The organism is Arthrobacter sp. 147(2020), assembly GCF_013116715.1.
In the GTDB taxonomy this organism is placed as follows: domain Bacteria; phylum Actinomycetota; class Actinomycetes; order Actinomycetales; family Micrococcaceae; genus Arthrobacter_D.
In genome coordinates this window covers 26,553-44,525 of record NZ_JABFOM010000017.1, presented here as the reverse complement: position 1 = coordinate 44,525, position 17,973 = coordinate 26,553, and the positions used below count along the sequence as shown (strand labels likewise).

Below are 17,973 nucleotides of genomic sequence, written 5' to 3'. Positions count from 1 at the left end.
AGGTAAATAAAGCTTATCCCGCAGTAGCCGTTGCCGGCCCGACGGAAGATGATGGGGCTTTGTTGGACGTCCGGGTGAGGGCCCGGCCGGAAACGCCGGGCGAGACCACCAAACGTTGCACACTCGAGGCGATCAGGTCGAGCACGATCGCCAGGGCGGCGACGACGACGGCGCCGGCGATCACCCGGTCGTACTGGTTCAGGGCCAGCCCATCGACGAGCAACCGGCCCAGCCCGCCGAGCCCCACGTAGGAGGCGACGGTGGCGGTGGAGACGACCTGCAGGGTGGCGCTTCGCAGGCCGCTGAGGATCAGGGGCAACGCCATCGGGATTTCGACCCGGAAGAGGATCTGGATGGGGCGCATGCCCATCCCCTTCGCGGCGTCCACCGAGGCCGGGTTGATGGCCCGGAGCCCCGCATACGTGGACGTCAGGATGGGAGGGATGGCCAGGATCACCAGCGCGATGATGACAGGGAGCAGGCCGAACCCGATCACCGTCACCAGCAGGATGATCAGGCCCAGGGTCGGCAATGACCGCCCGGCGTTCCCCGCGTTGATTGCCACAAACGAGAACCTGCCGGTGTGGCCGATGTACAGCCCCACCGGGATGGCGATCAGTGAGGCGATCACCAGGGTGATCACCGTGTAGTACAGGTGGTCGACGACGAGCGAGGGGATGTTGCCGGTCACGGCCAGATCCCAGTGCTCGGGGTCCAAAAGATACTCGAGATAGTCCATCAGGCCCGTCCTCCCGCACGCACCCAGGGCGTGAATCGTCGTTGAACAAGCACAATGATGATGTCGCAGGTCGCTGCCAGCAGCACCGACAGGATGATTCCGACGAAGATTGGCGCCAGGTAGTCAAGCTGCAGGCCGCGCAGGAACAGGGCCCCCAGTCCGCCGACGCCGATCAGCGCACCCACGCTTACGATGCTCACGTTGGCCACCGTTGCCACGCGCAGTCCAGCGAGCATCACCGGCAGGGCGATGGGCAGCTCCACCGCGAAGAGCCGCCGGACCCGCCGGTAGCCCATCGCGGTGGCGGCCTGGGTGATCGCCGGGTCAACCGAGTTCAGCCCATCGGCCACCACCCGGACCATCAGCGCGATGCTGTACACGGTCAGCGCGATGATGATGTTCAGCGGAGACAGGACGCCCGTCCCGATGATCGGCGGCAGCAGGAGGAACAGTGCCAGGGATGGGATGGCGTAAAGAATGCTGCTGATATTGACCAACGGGTAGTACAGCTTTTTGTAGCGGACGGCGATGTACCCCAGCGGCAGCGAGATGATGATCGCAAGGATGACCGGGATCAGGGCCAGGTACAGATGCTGCTGGAAGGCCTCCCAGATCAGCTGGTAGTTGATTCTGATGTAGTCGATCATGAGGCGGTCCCCGCGCGTTGCCGGCGTCGCTCATCCAGTTGGCGGACCAGGCTCGGGTGCCTGATGATGCCGTCCGCTACGCCCGAGTCGTTGACCCGGACGGCGATTCCGACGGGGGAGCTGATCGCCAGGTCGGTGACGACCCGCAGCGAATCAGCAGCCGTGAACGTGCCAGCCACTGACAGTGGCGAGCGTTCGTCGGCGATTCCTGGACCGGCCCAGCCCAGTGGCCGGCCGGCGTCGTCGAGCACCAGGATCTCGCTGCCGGAGCGGACCGAGTCAACGGAGTCCAGAACCAGGACCCCGGAGGAGTCGAAGGAGAGACTGCGGAAGCCGCGGTCGCGGCCCACGAAGTCGGCGACGAAGTCGTTGGCGGGGTTTTCCAGAAGTTCCTGCGGCGAGGCGTACTGGGCCAGGTGGCCGCCTTCACGGAAGACCGCCACCTTGTCACCGAGTTTGATGGCCTCGTCGATGTCGTGGGTGACGAAGGCGATGGTCTTGCCCAGTTCGCCCTGTAGGCGGAGGAACTCGGTCTGCAGTCCCGCACGGACGATGGGGTCGACGGCGCTGAACGGTTCGTCCATGAGCATGACCGGAGGATCGGCGGCCAGTGCCCTGGCCACGCCCACGCGCTGTTCCTGGCCGCCCGAGAGTTGGACCGGGTACTTGTTGGCCATGCTCTCCGTCAGCCCCACCCGGAGCAGCAGCTCCATGGCGGTTGCCCGTGACTTCTTCTTGTCGGTGCCGATGAGGTTGGGAACGGTCATCACATTCTCAATCACCGTGCGGTGGGGGAATAGCCCGGCATGCTGGATGACGTATCCGATGGAGCGGCGCAGCAGGGCGGCGTCCTGGCTCATGACGTCCTTGCCGTCGATCAGGATCCGTCCGCCGGTGGGTTCGATCATCCGGTTGATCATCCGCAGTGAGGTGGTCTTGCCGCAGCCCGATGGACCCACGAAGACGGTGATCTTGCCGGTCGGCAATTCAAAGTCGAGGTTTTCGACGGCGAGGGTGCCATCCGGAAAAGTCTTGCTTACCTTGTCAAACGTAATCACGGTGGCTCTCCAGGTTCCTTGGCACCAGCCCTAATAACCGGCAGTGAATAAGTTGATTCATAGTTTCAGCGAATGAATAGACAGTCAACCTAATTTGTGAGATTACTTACATAGCCGACATACAAAGGACAACGGTGCATCCATGACTTCCGAGCACAACATCAACCGGGTGGTGCTCGACGGCGCCTCGCTGACACTTGACGATCTTATTACTATTTCCACGGGGTCCGCCGGTATTCACGTGCCCGACGGCGTGCTGGCCGCCCTGACGACCTCGAATGAGGTGCTCATTCGGGCCCGCGAATCCGGTCGCGTCTATGGTGCAAATACCGGCGTCGGGGCCAATCGGGCCATGAATGTGGAGCCCGGTGGGTCGCCGGAGGAAATCCGGGCGGCGCACGCACGCCGTCTGCTCCTGAGCCACTGCGCGGGGGCCGGACGGGTGGACGAGGACAGCACTGTCCGCGCCACGATGGCCGTCCGGCTCAACCAGTTCCTCGCGGGCGGCTCCGGGATCAGTACCGGAGTGGTGAGGGGGCTGCTGGAGGCCCTCGACAGTGGGTCGGTCGCCACGATCCACAGCCTCGGCGGGTTGGGGACCGGCGACCTGGCGGCGATGGCCGAACTGGCGCTCACCCTCAGTGGAGACCGGCCGTGGCAGGTGGGCGGCATTGCTCCGGTCCACTTCGAGGACACCGACTCGCTGCCGTTCATGAGCTCCAGCGCGCTGACTCTGGCCACCGCCGCGCAGGGCGCCGTCGCGACGGAGCAGCTGATGAAGAGTGCCCTAGTGGTGGCGTCGCTGACCATGCTCGCGCTGGAAGGCTCGCCCGAGCCGTACGCCGAGGCAGTTCACCGTGCCCGGGTCTATCCGCATCAGGCGTCGGTCGCCGCTCAGATGCGTCGGCTGACGGGGCCGGACACGCCGGTTGCTCCAGCCCGCTTGCAGGATCCCTTTGCCCTCAGGGCGCTGCCTCAGGTGCATGCCCCGGCGCTCGATGCCCTGTTGCGGCTGCGGGCCATTCTGGAAACTGAAATCAACGGAGCTGCTGAAAACCCACTGATGATCGAGGGGGGCCCCTTCCACCACGGCCAATTCCACCAGGCCATGCTCTCGGCGGTCCTGGATGCCACGCGAAACGCCGTCTACCCGGTGATCTCCCTCTCGGCGGCCCGGCTGTCGCACCTGTTCCGCCCCGAGCTGAGTGGCCTGCCGTCGTTCCTGGCCGCCGGACCGCGCGGCAGCTCGGGACTCATGATCGCCGAGTACGTGGCGCAGGACATGCTGTCCATCCTGCGCACCTATTCGACTCCAGCCAACGGCCCCGGCATCAGCGTTTCCCTGGGCCTGGAGGAACACGCCGGGTTTGCCACCCAGGGTGCCCGGCAGCTGCGCCACCTCGCGAAGGAGGCGCCCGTCGTCGTCGCGCTCGAAGCGGTCGCCGCGGTGCGGGCGTTGCGGATGGCACCCCACCGGTTGGGTACGGCTCCGGCGCGGGCCGCCTTCGAGTACCTGGCGGCCGGGCTGGACCCCGATATTGATGACCGTCCGCTGGGGGACGACCTGGCGGCAGCACTCGCGCTGCTGCCAGGCCTCGCCGGGTTCTAGAATTGCCCGGTTTTAGCGTCCGGCCAGTTCGTCAGTGACTGACTGGAGCTGCTTGTATTTCTCGATGACACTTTCGTCATCCATGGGCCGGAGCTCATCGGCGTAGCTGACCGACATGCGGCGGATCACGCCGTTGCGGCCGATCGCATACTGTCCCATACGCCACAGCGGTGGGGAGTACGCGTGGATCGAGACCGATCCGTCGACTGAGCCTCCCATCCGGTGCACGTGGTCCGGTCCGAAGGAGAAGGACCTGCCGGCCTCCACAACGCGGCGGACAGGTTCGCCGTTCATCCGCGGATTGGCTTCGGTGACCGCACCGTGGGTGACGACGACGGCGCCCGAGGAAATGTCGTGGTCGTGCCAGCCGGTGTCGTCCTGGGTGTTCCAGCAGAGCAGCCACACGTCGATGTTGGAGTCCCGGTAGACGGAGGCATAGTGGCGCTCGCCGCCGTCGTGATTGATGTGGTGTTCCCACAGGTCGGGCCGGGCCGCGAGGGTGGTCACCCAGTCCTGCAGTTCCTTTTGGCTGAGGGTGCGCCCGGGTAGGGCAGGAACGTCTGATTCTGTGAGGGCGTGGCCCTGGGGAGGTGCTGTGGTCATCGTGGTGTTCCTTTCAGGAGATGTTGGGGATTCGCAGAGAAGAGTGCGTGGGTGAAGGCATGTCCCAGTCCCGGGTCACGGGGTTCGGCGTAGGGCCGGTCGGAGCCGTGGATGATCGGGTCGACGCCGACTACCCGGATGGTCGCGTCGATCGCCCGGGTGTCGTAGGAGGAGGTCTCGTAGTACACCAGCGGGTCGACGGCCCCGAAAGTGCCGCCGCGGGCTGCCAGCCGTTCGTGGTGGAGCGGGGCTAGTCCGGCGAGGGCCACGAATGCCACCCGCAGGGTGGGGTGCTGGGTGCGTCCCACCGCGTGCCAGGCCAGCCAGGAGGCGTGCAACTGGGAGACGTACGGGACCAGTGCCGGCCACCAGGCGGGTGTTCCGGCCGTGACGGGCGCCGGTCCCGGGTGGATCAGCACCGGTTTGTTGGAGGCCTGCACCACGTCCAGGACGGGCCGCAGGCGGCGGAGTGAGTCCGGGTCCGCCAGTGCCGTGGCGGGCAGCTGCAGCCCCACGACGCGGTCGTGCTCCAGGATGTTGGTCAGCCCGTCGAGATCGAACTCGCTCACCGGCGTCGCCGCCCACACCAGGAACGGATCGCCCAGCTCCAGCGCCGAGGTGTGCCACACCTCAATCAGTGCGCGGGATTCCTCGAACGGCAAATGCTCGATCCCCAGGGGGCTGGACAGGGAGAGCAGCACCTGGTCCTTGCCTTCACGGGCTTCGCGGCCTCGCCGGATCTCGGTGTCATGGGCCAGCGGGTCGACGGCGTAGGGCGCCTCGCCGTCGATAAGCAGCTCCCAGCCGTTCAGGCGTGGAGTCTGGGACCGGTTGCGGAGCGCATCGACGAACGCGGCTGGCCACAGGTGCTGATGGCAATCCGTGCGCATGATGCCCTTTCGCGGAGGTGGAGAGGTTTTGGGGCGGTGAACCAGACGGAAGATACTAAGTAGGCTGCCGGTGTGAACCGGTTCACTCGTAACTAATTGAACCGGTTCACAACGGGGTTGTCAACTGCTTCCCGTGCGCCGAACCGTGAGATCAGGCGGGTCGGGAGGTCAACAGGTCGCCAGCTCTCACTCTTCGGCGGGCGGTCTCGGTGGAGGGGGCCCGTGGACGGGGTTGGCGGACGGAGGACGGCGTCGGGGATGGGCGGTCACGGGGGCGGACGTATGCTGGTCTGATGACCGGGGCCCAACGCAAGACACTCCAGGACATCGCCGACGCTGCGGGATTGTCGAAGGCCGCAACTTCCTATGCGCTGCGTGGCCTGCGGGGTTCAGAGGCCACCCAGGCCCGGGTGCGGGCGATCGCCGACGAGCTGGGGTACTCTGCCGACCCCATCGCCCGGGCGCTCGCCAATGGGCGCAGCGGCAACGTCGCGATTGTCGGCTCCCTCCGTGATCTGTGGCGGCAGGGTCTGGCAGTGATGTTGTCCGAGGCGCTCCGGGCACAGGAGCTTTCCTCCATCATCGCCGACGTCGACGGCTCCCCCCAGCGCGAGGCGGCAGTCCTTCGCTCCCTAGCCGCCCAGCGGGTGGACGGCATCATCGCTCTGCCTGTCGACCCCTCCGCTGAGTACTGGACCGAGGTGCCGGAGCAGACGCGCATTGTCTCCATCGGGGATGCGCTGACGGCGCGCCCCGAATCGGAGAGCGTCCTGTTCGACAATGAGTACGGGGTCGGTACCGCCCTGCAGCATCTCGCCGACCTGGGCCACCGCACCGTCGGGTTGCTCGCACCCACGCTGCCCACTACCCCTGGGCGGCCAGCGGAACTGCTGGCCCAGAGCCTGGGGGATTCGATGGGACTGAGCGTCACGGTGTCGTCGTCGCCGTCGTCAGTGCACGGGGCTGCGCACGCTGCATCCCAGTTGCTCGCCGGCCGCGAGCGGCCCACCGCGCTGTTCTGCCTGGGCGATTCGATTGCGTTCGGCGCCTACCGTGCCGCGCGGGACCTGGGCCTTCAGGTCCCGGCGGACCTGTCGATTCTCGGCTTCGACGACAGTGAGCTTGCCTCACTGGTCAGTCCCGAACTGACCACCTTCGGCTGGGACGAACAGGCAATCGTTGATGCGGCAGTCAGCGCCCTCACCATGCCCGAGGGTACTGGGACAGCCAGCGGCCGGGTGATGTTCCGCCCGATCTTTATTGACCGGGAATCGACAGCTCCTCCGTCGACACCCAGCGGCCCCAGCCACTAGCCAGCAGCTCGTTGAGCAAAGAAATATCCTTGCCGAATGCGCGGTCGTCGGTGCCCGGGGGCAACAGGTCCGATGCGTCGTCCACCAGCGTCCCGAGCCGTCGGTCCACGTGTTCCAGCGGGTCCTGGGCCAACCTGACTCCCTGGATCACCGTGAGCAGTTCGCACGCAAGGATGTCACGCAGGCCCATGACCGCGTGATCGCACGCCTCGGCGGCCTCAGCGGAGAAGCTCTGCACATCCTCCTGTCCGAACGACGTTTCGATCGCCCCGACGCTGGATGCCCGTGCGGCAGCCACCAGTTCATGCACGACGCCGACGGTCCGCTTGTGCACGGCGACCATCCCCGCGTACAGGCCGGGCTGGCCGGAGAGCTGGCGGGGGAGCCCGGTGAACCGTTCGTCCAGCAACCGGTGCACGCGTGCCGCCGACGTCTCCGCAACGTGGATCAGGGACAGCCGCAGCCCGTCGAGTGAGGCGGACAGATCGAACCCGTCGAACCCTGCGGTGCCGATGAACCGCCCGTTCAGGTACGCCGGCGAATCGGTGACACCGTTGAGGGCGCGCCCGACGGCGGCCTCCACCCCAGCGATGGAGCGCAACAGATGGGCGACGGCCGGGCCCAGTACCCGGAAGGAGAGGGGCGACTGGAGAGTGCGGGGCGCGGAGTCCTCGCCGGCGAGCCGGCGGATCGCGCCGAGCACCGTGCCCAGCTCCGCATCGGCACGGGCCAGCGCGGGATCGAACGGGTCCCGGCTCGCTCCCACCAGGCAGACCTCGGCGGAGAGGAGGGCAATGGCCTGGGCGGCGAGCAGTCGGGCATCATTAGCGAGCAGGATGGCAAGTGCCGTGGTGACCGGTACCCCCTCGATGAGGGCAACGCCCTCCTTGATGCCAAACGAGTACGGTGCCATCCCCGCCGCTTCGAACACGCCAGCGGCGTTGACAGCACCATCGCCCGCACCGGGGACAACACCGTGGCCAGCCATGGGACGTGAGGTGGTGCCGGCAGTCTGTCCAGCGCCTGCGTCAGCCAGGAAGGCGCCGGAACCGGTGAGGGCTCCACCGAGGTGGGCGAGGGGGATAATTTCGCCGGCAGCGCCAATACGGGTGCGGGGGATGGCTGGCAGCAGGTCCATGCTGAGCAGCTCCGCCAACCTGACGCACAGTTCAGCGGAAACGCCCGCGTCACCGGTGAGGAAGGTCCTCAGCCGGACCGCGATGACCGCACGGGTCTCCGGCCGGGTCAGCCAGGGCGCGGATCCTACCGCCCGGGCGAGCATGAGGTTGTTCTGGTGCCGGGACTGCGCGACGGCGTCCAGCGGCACCTCGCTGGCGGCGCCCATCCCGGTGTTCACACCGTAGACGGGGGAGCCGTCGGTGAGCAGTTCCAGCACCTCCTGGCGCTGTCCCGAGATGGTGTCGAGGAGGCTCTTTTCCAGCCGCAGCGGCCGGCCCCCGGCAATCTCGGCGATTGCGGTGGCGTCCAGCTGCTGGGGGTCGGAGATGCGCAGCACGGTGAGATGGTCAACGGGGGCGTGGGTGTGATGCATGCGCCGTTACCGGTACCTGAGCATGGTTCCGGTGTCGGTCTGCTCCGCCTTGGTAAGGATCAGGTGCGCCACCGCGACATCGAGGATCGACAGTCCGCGGTGCCAGAGCAGGATCCGCTCGTCGTCGTTCTCCCGGCCCGGCTTCTTCCCGCTGACAATTTCGCCGAGCTGCGCGTACAGGGTCTCGGGGGACAGCCGTCCGGTGTCGACGTGCGGGCGGAGTGCACCGAACCGGCCCGACTGTGCCTCACGCCAGTCGTCCACCACCACCTTGTCCATCACGTCGAGGAGATCCAGTTCCACGGCGCTGACCGTGCCGTAGGGCACCACGAACGCGCCGGGCTTGACCACGCCGGTCCGCAGCAGTGGGGCTGGCTCGTTCAGGCGGGACGCCTCCACCAGGATGTCGGCGTTGTCGAACGCTTCCTCGGCGGTGTCCACCACGCGGACCGGGGTGCTGATTTCGGCGCGCAGCTGCTCGGCGAAGGCCTCACGGGATTCCGGGCGCTTGCTGGTGACCCGGATTTCATCGAAGTCGAACATGCTGTCGAGCATGGTGACGTTGGAGAAGGCTGTGCCCCGGGCTCCCACGTGGCCCAGGATCTTCGAGTCCTTGCGTGCCAGGTGCTTGGCGCCGACGGCAGTCATGGCGCCGGTGCGTACCTCGGTGACCAGGGTGGCGTCCATGACGCAGAGCGGGACGCCCGTGGTCGGGTCGTACAGGGTGGCCATGGCGAGTTCGCTGGGCAGACCCTGCAGGTAGTTGGGGACAAAGTCGCCCACCACCTTGACGCCGCTGATGCCGTTGGCGCCGAGGTTCGACACATGGCCGCGCAGCACGTTGAAGTGCCCTACTCCGCCATTGTTGGGCATCAGGTGCATGCGGGGTTCGAAGACCGTCTCACCGCGGCCGTGGGAGGCGACGACGTCGTCCACTGCCTTGATGATCTCGGGACGGGTGAGTTCCAGCGAGTCAATATCCGGACCGCTGAGGAATCGAAGCCAAATTTCGCGCTGACCCTGCTCTGACAAAAGAACCTCCGAAGGTGAATTGTTTCATGCACGTGTCGTAGCTGTGTATCATGCTATTCATAGTGAGCGGGATCACCAAACGATGACGTTACCGAAACCGGGGGACTGACTGTGCTGAGCGACCAATCATCAGCTGACCGCGCGCACGACTGGTTGGTGGACCTGGCGCATCGCCATCGGGTCTCGCCCACCCAGCGTCGCGTGATCCAATACATGCTTGCCTCCCTCCCGGACGTGGCCTTCGCCTCGACCATCGACGTCGCCGAGGCCGCAGGGGTCAGCCAGCCCACCGTCACCCGACTGGCGACCGCGTTGGGGTATCCCGGCTATCCCGAGTTCCGTAGCGCCATCCGCGACGTGGTGCGCGGCAAGACCGCTCCGCTCAACGGTGCAGGCGCCGAACGGCCCACCATCCTTGAGTTTGAACAGCAGAACATCGGCGCCCTGGAACGCACTGTCGCCAGCGAGCAGATGCAGCGAGCGATCGACCTGCTCGCCGGTACCCAGCCGCTCGGCATTATCGGTCTCAGGGTCTCAGCCGCGCTCGCCGAGTACCTTGGCTACTTCGCCCGCCGGGTGCTGCCGGACGTGCACGTCCTCTCCGATGCCGCCTCGATGGACGACGCGATCCTGCAGCTGCACCGCAATGGCGCCACGGCCGTCCTGGCCTTCGTGATGCCCCGATACCCGGCGGTCACGGTCCGCGCCCTGGCGCAGGCCCGGTCGCTGGGCATGGCCACCGTGGCCATCGTCGACAGCCCACTGGTTCCCTTCGCGAACGACGTCGACGCCCTCCTGGTCGCGCCCGTCGGCACCGACCTGGTGTTCGACTCCCACGCCGCCGCCGTCGTCCTGGCTATCTCTCTGCTGGATGCGCTCGCAGCCCGGGACCCGCACCGCACCCAGGAACTGCTGGAAGCGCACGAGGAATTGGTGGAGCGCTGGGCCCACACCCAGCGATGAGCGCCACCCTGCTGCCAGCGTCGTCACACCGGCGGGTGCCGTGGAAGAACGGCGGCGGCTACACCACCGAGCTGGTGGTGCGGCCCGACGGCGATGCCACCGGGAGTGCGCAGGGGCCTTTCACCTGGCGGCTAAGCATCGCCACCGTGGATCGGGACGGCGGGTTTTCGGCGTTCCCCGGCGTTGACCGGTCCCTGATGGCCCTTTCGCCCGGGGGGCTGGGCCTCGTGGACGGTGGACACCCGGTTGCGCTCGGCCGGTACGGGGTGCACCGGTTCGCCGGGGAGAATGACGTTGCCGCGATCGGGGTGACCGTCCCGACGCTCGACCTGAACCTGATGACCCGGCGGGACGCCTGCACCGGAGTGCTTGAGCACCTGCGGCTCGACGCACCCGCTGGCACCCCCCGGGAGCTCGCTGCCCCGCCGGGTGGGGCTGTCGTCGTCGTGCTGCTGGCCGGAACCCTGCACGTCGATGACCAGTTGCTGAAACCCCACGACGCTGTGCTGATTGAGCGCACGTGCCAGGCTGACGACGGTGCGCTGCGGCTTTCCGGCGACGCGGACGTGGCAGTGGCTTCGGTTTACCCGCTTCCGGGTGAGGGATTTACACGTACTGTCAGCTGATGCAAGATGGCAGGCACACACACGAGGAGGTCTGATGAATAGCGCAGAATTCGAGTCGGAGGAAGCCACCGAGGCCCAGCCCGAGCTGGTTACTGTTGAACCAGCGGTGACCGCTGTGATTCCCGGAGTGATCGCGATGGAGGAGCTCACCGGCTTTTTCGACCGGTCGTTCTCCCAGGTTCCGGCGGTGGTTGGCGCCCAGGACGTGTCAATCGCTGGTCCGGCCATGGCCTTCTATAACGGGGTTCCCTCCGAAACGGTGGATCTTGAGGTGGGTTTCGTCACCGATCGCGAGGTGGAGCAGGACGGCGAGGTGGTGGCCAGTGCACTCCCCGGCGGCCGGGTGGCCAGGCTGATGCACCACGGATCCTTTGACACCCTCGGAGCGTCGTGGGAACGCCTGCAGGGGTGGATCACCGGACAGGGTCTGACCCCCAGCGACGCCCTGTGGGAGGTCTACGTGACGGAGCCGACGCCCGACATGGATCCGGCCGACCTGCGGACCGAGCTCAACTGGCTGGTCACCGAGTAGGCGTCCTCTGGTGCCGGAGCCGCTGGTCCCGGAGCCGCTAGTGGTGGAGCCGGGCCTGGTAGAGCCGGTCGTCGAGTTCCTCGAGGTCCTTCACAGCGGCGCAGAGGAGCAGCTGCCCGAAGGTGGGGGTGGTCAGGACTGGCGCGGTGCCCACGGCGATGGCGATGGCATCCGACTCGTCGTCGAGCGGGTGGGGAGCGGTCCGTTCACAAAGCTCGCGGGCGTCCAGGACAGCCTGTACCAGCGGGCGGCGCAGGGCTTCCAGTCCGGACAGGCGCTGTTCGGCGCCTTCGGAGCGGCGGCGGCGTAGAGGGGAAGCGCTGGGAAATTCGGGGGCGTCAATCCTGACTGCCAGGTTGCCGTCCTGCACTGCATAGGAGCGCGCCAGGCGGCGTCCGGTGTCGGATGATGGCCGTTTCGATTCCATGCTGCCCTATGCTCGGATGTCGGCAGCACCCCAGCGGGCTGCCCGTACTGCACTGCCGGCTCACGTGGTGTCTGCCGGATGGCTCAGCTATTTGGGTCAACGTCCCGAACGCCCAGCCAGTTCCTGCTTCCGACGATAGTGAGTCGTTGAACGCCCCGGCTATAGTCAGCATGCTTTCTTTATCCGACTGTAACTGATGCCTGAGCAACTGTGACGACATTGTGATCGGCTCGCCGGGACGGAATGCCCGGCGGAGGCTGGGGGTCACGGAGCGCGGCCGGTCGCCTATTGTGGTTTTATGTCGATCAATTCGGCTCCCGGCTGGGGTGCCTCACAGGTAGAACGTGTTGTCGAGACGGTATTGCCTACGCGCTACGGCGTGTTCCGGATGGTGGGGTACCGCGATTCCCGAAACAACGAGCACGTGGCGCTGGTGCGGGGCGACACCAACAACGGGGCGATCCCGCTGGTACGCGTGCACTCCGAATGCCTTACGGGGGACGCCCTCGGGTCCTACCGGTGTGACTGCGGCGAGCAACTCGCGGCCTCCCTGCAACGGATCAGCGAGGAGGGCACCGGCGTCGTTATCTACGTCCGTGGGCACGAAGGGCGGGGGATCGGCCTGCTGGAGAAGCTGCGTGCCTACGCGCTGCAGGATCAGGGCGCTGACACCGTGGACGCCAACACCTCGCTGGGGTTGCCTGTCGATGCACGCGACTACGTGCAGAGCACCGAGATCCTGCGCGACCTCGGAATTACCCGCATCCGGTTGCTCTCCTCCAACCCCGCAAAACAGGAAGCCCTGGAAAGCGGCGGTATCACCGTCGCTGGACGCAGCGGACTGAACATTGCCCAGCGGCCCGAGAACGCCGGCTACATCGCCACGAAGCGGGCCAGGATGAGGCACGACGGCGAACCGGTCCAGGACGTCTGGCGCCAGCTCACCGAGGGCACCGTCCCCCAGGGGTCGGTGCACGGTCTCGCCGCCGAGCTCATCACCCGCTACGGACCCCTGGTACAGGCCATCCGCCCCGACGGCCGCCTGGTCATTGGCCAGCTCGGCCAGAGTCTCGACGGCTTCATCGCGTCGCGTACTGGCGATGCACGGTTTGTCACGGGCAGCGAGGACCGTGAACACCTGCACCGGTTGCGCGCGCTGGTGGACGCGGTGGTGATTGGTGCGTCGACCGTGACTGCGGACGATTGCCAGCTCACGGTACGGGCCGTCGAGGGGGCCAACCCGCTCCGGGTGGTGCTGGATCCGCACGCCCGGATCCCCGATTCCTCACTGCTCCTGACCGACGGCGCCGCTCCCACCCTCTGGCTGGTGGGGACCGACGCTGTGGTTCCGGCTAAGCTCGCCGACCACGTCAGTGTCCGACGGCTCGCGGCCGACGACTTCGCGCCGCGCCGTCTGCTGGACCTGTTGGCTGACCTGGGACACCGGCGGGTGCTCGTGGAGGGCGGCGGGCACACGGTGTCACGCTTCCTCGAGGCCGGCGCGCTGGACCGGCTGTACCTGACGTGCGCGCCGATCCTGGTGGGCGACGGCGTTCCGGGGATCAGGTTCGCGGGCAGCGATGCGCTGTCAGGTGCCCTCTCGGCGCCCGTGCGGCGTTTCGAGTTCGGTAGGGACGTCTGCACCGAGTTCGACTTTTCGGCGGCCCTCTCCGTACCCGTTCCCTAGCAGGCCGCTTACGAAGAGGGCGAGCAGGAGCAGAGCGCCGGGCAGGACCGAGACCAGGGCCAGCAACCCATAGCCCACCGACACCTCGATACCCAGCGACCCCTGGTATCCGAACATCATGAACGCGACGGCGGTGACGCCCTCGCGAGGCCCCCACCCACCCAGGCTCAGGGGGATCGACATACCTGCCAGGCAGATGGCGGCCAGGCCGACGACGTCGACCGGGTCCAGCTCGGGTGCCGTCAGAGCCGCAGAGACCGCAAACAGTGCCGCATAGGAGGACCACCCCAGGACCGACAGCCCCCACACGGCCGCCACCGTCCAGTTGGGGAGCCGCCGCAGCGAGGGACGGGCGGCCAGCAGGACCAGCATGGCGCCGGCGGCGACCGCTGCGGAGGCCCGCCAGTCCACTGCCAGGAGGGCTGCCGCTGCCGCGAGGAGCACGATCACCGTCCCGGCCAGCCGCTCGCCCAGCACCGAGCCGATACTGCTGAGCCAGCTCGATCGGTAGGCAGAGCGCTGCCGGGCGGTACGGATGGCGTCGCCCGCCAGACCACCCGGGAGCACTGCATTCAGGAAGGACGCTTCGTAGCACTGGGCCAGGGCACCGCCCGGGGGAAGGTGCATCTGGAACCCTGCGGAAACCAGCCGCCAGCGCTGGGCCTGTGCGGCAGTACCGAGGAGCCCGAGCAGGAGGGCTGCGGCGATCGAAGGGAAGGTCAGTGCCTCCAGGCCGGCAGCGAACGGTCCGGTGCCGAATACCCGGACCAGCAGGTAGATCAGAGCGGCTGCGCACGCAGCCTGAAGGAGCCCCAGCCAGCGGCGGCGGGCCTGTGCGGTGAGGGTCACCGTCGTGGCGGGAGGGCGAGCAGGTCGCGGTGACCAATCGTCACCCGGAGGGACCGGGCTGCCGCCTGCTCTGATCGCCGGGCCAGCCAGCGGTCGACCTCCCCGGCGAGGGTGGGGTCTTCCTCCAGGACGGCGTCCGCCCGGTCGCTGAGGAACCGGTGGATCAGCTGGGCATGGTCTCCGGTGAGTTCCCACGGCGTGTCGACGGTGGTGACAGTGAAGTTGGCGTCCGCCAGATACCCCGCCGTCAGGTCCACGGCCTGGGCGCCCGCCCGGTCGCCACGGTTCTGGTGCCGGTTGAAGGCGTCGTTGAGGCGTTCGTCCAGGGGGTCCGCCGGTTCGATGTCCATCACGCCGGTGACGCTGAGGCTGAACAGGGCAGCGGTCCCCGTCGCGGCCAGGGTGGCGCAGAGCTCGCGGAGCTGGTCGGGGGTGAGGAGATCAAGAAGGGCTGAGCAGGTGACGAACCGGTGCCGGTCCGGGGCAGGACCGTCAACTGCAGAATCAGCTGTATCAGCGTCGGCGTCGAGGATCTGCCCAAGGTCTTCGATCCCGGCCACCACTGCTTCAGTGCCGGCGACGCCATCGACCGGTGGAGCACTCAAGGTGTGGTCCAGCAGATCAGCGTCATGGTCAATAAGGGTCCACCGCTGGGACAGGGCCAGTTGTGGGGCGAGCCACGCCTGGTTGGCCCCCGTGCCGGCGCCGAGGTCGAAGATCCGCACCGGACCGGTGTGGTCGGTACCTCGGATCTCGGCGAGGAAGTCCTGTAGGTCAGCGAGGAGGGGCTGGCTTGCCTGCCGGGCGGCTTCGTCGGCGGGCCGGCGGAGGGAGAGCCAGTCGCTGCTGATGGGTCGGGGTGCATCCGGGTCAGCGTCGGTCACGGGTCGATGATCTTCAGCAGCGTGGTCGCGGTAGTGGCCCATGTCGGCAGTGTATCGCGGCGGCGCAGCGCGGCGGTCCGCCACGACTGGCGGAGGGCCGCGTCGGTGAGCCAGGTCCGCAGCAGTTCGCTGAGCCGGTCCGGGTCGGAAGGATCGACGACGGCGCCGGGGAGGTTACCGTCGTCGTTCGCTGCGGTGCCGCCGGTCAACGCTTCGACCGCGCCGGTGCCACGGCCCACCACGCCGGGGATGCCCCGGGCCAGTCCCTCGGTTACCACCATCCCAAACGTCTCAGCCACCGACGGCAGGAGCAGCAGATCGGTGCGTGCCCAGTCGGCGTCGAGCGCTGGACCCCGGAGCACACCGGGGAAGGCGACCCGTCCCGGCGGGAGTTTCCCTGCCAGCTCCCTCAGGCCGGTCGCGTGGGCGCCGTCGAGCGGACCACCCACCAGTGAGGCGGTCCAGGGCAGGTCGACGACGTCGGCGAGTGCGGCAAGCACCACCGAATGGTTCTTCCGGGGCGTCAGCGACCCGAGCATCAACAGGTGCGGACTGCCCTCCTGGCTACTCCCCGGAGCGATCTCGGCCGGTTCAGTGCCGGGCGGCACGGAGTGCACGCGGTCCAGCCGGTAGCGGCGTTGCAGGTCCTCGCGGGCCCAGTTGCTGGTGCAGATCACCCCGGTGGCGTGCCGCAACGAGGCCTCCTCCGACGCCGCGAAGGCCGCCTGCTCCGCTCCGCTGAGGCCGGTCTCTGCGGGAAGCGGCAGGTGCAGCAATACCCAGACGATGACGCCGGCGTCGACCGCTGCCCGAACTGCCTCCGGGGCGGCTGAGGCCATGAGCCCATCGACCAGCACCACCGAACCGGCCGGGCTATCCCGGAGCGCAGCGGCGAGCACCCGGTGGTGGTGCGCAGAGGCGTCCGGCCAGTCGCCGCGCACCGGGATCATCGTCACGCGGTGCCCTGCGTCGCCCAGCGCCGCAGCCAGCCGGTCGTTGTAGATGGTGCCGCCGCTGGGTCCGGGTGCGCCGGGATCCACCAGGGTCAGGTCCACCGGGCTAGCCCGGTACGTCAGCCGGATCGAACTCCACGGAGTAACCGGCCCAGGCATCCGGGTGCTCCCGGAGCACCACGTCGAGTCCGGCAAACACCGAGGTGTCGAACCGGTCCTGCAAGCGGTCGGCGATGTACCGGGCCACCGCCTCGGTGGTGGAGAGGACGCCCGCGAAGTCGGGATGCTCGTCGAGGTTCCGGTACCGCAACCCGTCCAGCACCTCGCCGAGCATAGCTGTGGCCTCGCCAATGTCGATCACCACCGCATGTTTGGTCAGTTCACGACGCCGCCAGGTCACCTCCACCACCAGCGTGGCGCCGTGCAGGCCCTGGGCCGGGCCGAAGAACGGGTCGGGAAGGCTGTGGGCGATCATCACGTGGTCGCGGACGGTCAGGCGGTACATGGGTCTCCTGTGGTCGTTGGATACAGCGGTGCGTGGGGGCGTGACGATGAGGGCCGGGCGCCGGGATTACGGGGTGTGGTCGGAGCCCGGGTAGGCGATCACGTGGCAGAGGGCGGAGAGGGTGCCGCTGGACAGGTCGCGCATCACGTTCGGCAGGTCTTCGAAGGGTGAGGACCCGCTGAGCAGGGCATCGAACGCCGGATCCTTCAGCGCGTCGAGGGCGGTGGTGAGGCGGTCCTGGTGGGTGCGGCGGGCCCGGCGCGGAGCGGCGATGGTGCCCACCTGGCTTGCCCTGATGGTGAGCCGGCGGGCATGGAAGTCTGCCCCCAGCGGCACCTCGGGCGAGTTGGTGCCGTACCAGGACAGCTCGATCACCTCGCCCTCATCGCCGAGCAGGCCCAGGCCCAGCGACAGGCCGGCGGCTGTGGAGGAGCAGTGGTAGACCAGGTCGCAGTCGCCCGCCGCGTCGTCCGGGTGCACCCAGTCCACTCCCAGCTGCTCGGCGAGCGCGGCACGGGCGGGATCCGGATCCATCAGTTGGAGGCGCGCCAGGGGGAAGCGGCGGAGCAGTGTTGCGATGGCGGCTCCGATCATGCCACCGCCGACGACGGCGATCCGGTCACCGATGCACGGCCGGGAATCCCACAGGGCGTTCACTGCCGTTTCGACGGCGCCGGCCAGGACTGCGCGTTCGCTGGGGACGTCGTCGGGAATCAGGGTCAGTGCCTCCGTCGGAACCACGTAGCGGTCCTGATGGGGGTAGAGGCAGAAGACCCGCTTGCCCACCAGGGAAGCGGGGCCGTCCTCCACCAGCCCCACGGAGAGGTACCCGTATTTCACCGGCCCACCGAAAGAGCCCTCCTGGAAGGGTGCCTCCATCAGGGTTGCGATCTCAGGAGGAATACGGCCGTCGTGGACCAGTGTCTCGGTTCCCCTGCTGATGCCCGAGTACAGGGTGCGGACCTCTGCCTGGCCGGGCTCCAGCGGTGGCAGGGGAGCGGTGCGGAGTTCGCCGTGCCCGGGACTGGTGGTCCAGTACGACTGGCTGTGGGAAGACATAACTCGATTATGCCCTGCAGCGCCTGCAAGGCCGCAGGGGATGCC

The 17,973-nt window shown here is 67.7% G+C and carries 19 protein-coding genes; 6 read left to right on the top strand and 13 right to left on the bottom strand.

Translation table 11 applies throughout. From position 1 onward, the window contains the following. Positions 1–13 precede the first annotated feature (13 nt). From HMI58_RS11870 to HMI58_RS11860, 3 genes are read right to left on the bottom strand one after another with little or no spacing between them, the layout of a single operon-like run. On the bottom strand, positions 14–739 hold the full coding sequence (locus HMI58_RS11870) for an ABC transporter permease (RefSeq protein ID WP_171586069.1): 726 nt from the start codon (positions 737–739) through the stop codon (positions 14–16). Then, positions 739–1,386: an ABC transporter permease gene (locus HMI58_RS11865; RefSeq protein ID WP_171586068.1), complete on the bottom strand. Its 648-nt coding sequence runs from the start codon at positions 1,384–1,386 to the stop codon at positions 739–741. The genes HMI58_RS11870 and HMI58_RS11865 overlap by 1 nt, the downstream gene beginning before the upstream one ends. Then, complete coding sequence (locus HMI58_RS11860) at positions 1,383–2,444, bottom strand: ABC transporter ATP-binding protein (protein ID WP_171586067.1); 1,062 nt, start codon at positions 2,442–2,444, stop codon at positions 1,383–1,385. Before HMI58_RS11860 ends, HMI58_RS11865 begins: the two co-directional genes overlap by 4 nt. 142 nt (positions 2,445–2,586) lie before the next feature. Here HMI58_RS11860 and HMI58_RS11855 point away from each other — a divergent pair, with 142 nt between their 5' ends. After that, positions 2,587–4,053, top strand: coding sequence for an aromatic amino acid lyase (locus HMI58_RS11855; RefSeq protein ID WP_171586066.1), 1,467 nt, complete (start codon positions 2,587–2,589; stop codon positions 4,051–4,053). 12 nt (positions 4,054–4,065) lie between these two features. Here HMI58_RS11855 and HMI58_RS11850 read toward each other — a convergent pair whose 3' ends face one another. Continuing rightward, entirely contained in the window at positions 4,066–4,656 is a 591-nt protein-coding gene (locus tag HMI58_RS11850; protein WP_171586065.1) for a cysteine dioxygenase family protein, read from the bottom strand. Continuing rightward, positions 4,653–5,546 (bottom strand): amidohydrolase, encoded by an 894-nt coding sequence (locus HMI58_RS11845; RefSeq protein WP_171586064.1) that lies wholly within the window; start codon positions 5,544–5,546, stop codon positions 4,653–4,655. The genes HMI58_RS11850 and HMI58_RS11845 overlap by 4 nt, the downstream gene beginning before the upstream one ends. 293 nt (positions 5,547–5,839) lie before the next feature. Between HMI58_RS11845 and HMI58_RS11840 the strand changes: the two genes are divergently transcribed. Then, the gene (locus tag HMI58_RS11840; RefSeq protein ID WP_171620018.1) at positions 5,840–6,859 is read left to right on the top strand and encodes a LacI family DNA-binding transcriptional regulator; all 1,020 of its coding nucleotides are present in this window, start codon (positions 5,840–5,842) and stop codon (positions 6,857–6,859) included. Here HMI58_RS11840 and HMI58_RS11835 read toward each other — a convergent pair. Together HMI58_RS11835 and HMI58_RS11830 are read right to left on the bottom strand one after the other, a co-directional pair. Next, positions 6,804–8,411, bottom strand: coding sequence for an aromatic amino acid lyase (locus HMI58_RS11835; RefSeq protein ID WP_171620016.1), 1,608 nt, complete (start codon positions 8,409–8,411; stop codon positions 6,804–6,806). The two genes, HMI58_RS11840 and HMI58_RS11835, sit on opposite strands and share 56 nt — an antisense overlap. Before the next feature lie 6 nt (positions 8,412–8,417). After that, entirely contained in the window at positions 8,418–9,443 is a 1,026-nt protein-coding gene (locus HMI58_RS11830; RefSeq protein ID WP_171620014.1) for an ornithine cyclodeaminase family protein, read from the bottom strand. Between the two features lie 111 nt (positions 9,444–9,554). On the opposite strand from HMI58_RS11830, the gene HMI58_RS11825 reads away from it, so the two are divergent. Genes HMI58_RS11825 through HMI58_RS11815 form a run of 3 tightly spaced genes read left to right on the top strand, consistent with a single transcriptional unit; the run spans position 9,555 to position 11,564 of the window. Continuing rightward, positions 9,555–10,406 (top strand): MurR/RpiR family transcriptional regulator, encoded by an 852-nt coding sequence (locus HMI58_RS11825; RefSeq protein WP_171586060.1) that lies wholly within the window; start codon positions 9,555–9,557, stop codon positions 10,404–10,406. Beyond that, positions 10,403–11,032, top strand: coding sequence for a HutD family protein (locus tag HMI58_RS11820; protein WP_171620012.1), 630 nt, complete (start codon positions 10,403–10,405; stop codon positions 11,030–11,032). Before HMI58_RS11825 ends, HMI58_RS11820 begins: the two co-directional genes overlap by 4 nt. Positions 11,033–11,066: 34 nt before the next feature. Then, positions 11,067–11,564, top strand: coding sequence for a GyrI-like domain-containing protein (locus tag HMI58_RS11815; RefSeq protein WP_171586058.1), 498 nt, complete (start codon positions 11,067–11,069; stop codon positions 11,562–11,564). 37 nt (positions 11,565–11,601) lie between these two features. Here HMI58_RS11815 and HMI58_RS11810 read toward each other — a convergent pair whose 3' ends face one another. Continuing rightward, the gene (locus tag HMI58_RS11810) at positions 11,602–11,991 is read right to left on the bottom strand and encodes a hypothetical protein (protein WP_171620010.1); all 390 of its coding nucleotides are present in this window, start codon (positions 11,989–11,991) and stop codon (positions 11,602–11,604) included. Positions 11,992–12,289: 298 nt separating this feature from the next. Between HMI58_RS11810 and ribA the strand changes: the two genes are divergently transcribed. Continuing rightward, positions 12,290–13,678, top strand: coding sequence for a GTP cyclohydrolase II (gene ribA / locus HMI58_RS11805; protein ID WP_171620008.1), 1,389 nt, complete (start codon positions 12,290–12,292; stop codon positions 13,676–13,678). Here ribA and HMI58_RS11800 read toward each other — a convergent pair. The 5 genes from HMI58_RS11800 to HMI58_RS11780 all read right to left on the bottom strand — a co-directional run bounded on the left by HMI58_RS11800 (position 13,580) and on the right by HMI58_RS11780 (position 17,928). Next, positions 13,580–14,527, bottom strand: coding sequence for a lysylphosphatidylglycerol synthase transmembrane domain-containing protein (locus tag HMI58_RS11800; RefSeq protein ID WP_171620006.1), 948 nt, complete (start codon positions 14,525–14,527; stop codon positions 13,580–13,582). The two genes, ribA and HMI58_RS11800, sit on opposite strands and share 99 nt — an antisense overlap. Then, positions 14,524–15,411 (bottom strand): SAM-dependent methyltransferase, encoded by an 888-nt coding sequence (locus HMI58_RS11795; protein ID WP_171620004.1) that lies wholly within the window; start codon positions 15,409–15,411, stop codon positions 14,524–14,526. Before HMI58_RS11795 ends, HMI58_RS11800 begins: the two co-directional genes overlap by 4 nt. After that, the gene (locus HMI58_RS11790) at positions 15,408–16,466 is read right to left on the bottom strand and encodes a glycosyltransferase family 4 protein (protein WP_171620002.1); all 1,059 of its coding nucleotides are present in this window, start codon (positions 16,464–16,466) and stop codon (positions 15,408–15,410) included. Before HMI58_RS11790 ends, HMI58_RS11795 begins: the two co-directional genes overlap by 4 nt. A 4-nt stretch (positions 16,467–16,470) precedes the next feature. Beyond that, positions 16,471–16,869, bottom strand: a complete 399-nt coding sequence (locus HMI58_RS11785; protein WP_171620000.1) for a 6-carboxytetrahydropterin synthase — start codon at positions 16,867–16,869, stop codon at positions 16,471–16,473. 66 nt (positions 16,870–16,935) lie between these two features. Further along, complete coding sequence (locus tag HMI58_RS11780; protein WP_171619998.1) at positions 16,936–17,928, bottom strand: zinc-binding alcohol dehydrogenase; 993 nt, start codon at positions 17,926–17,928, stop codon at positions 16,936–16,938. Between the last annotated feature and the right edge of the window lie 45 nt (positions 17,929–17,973).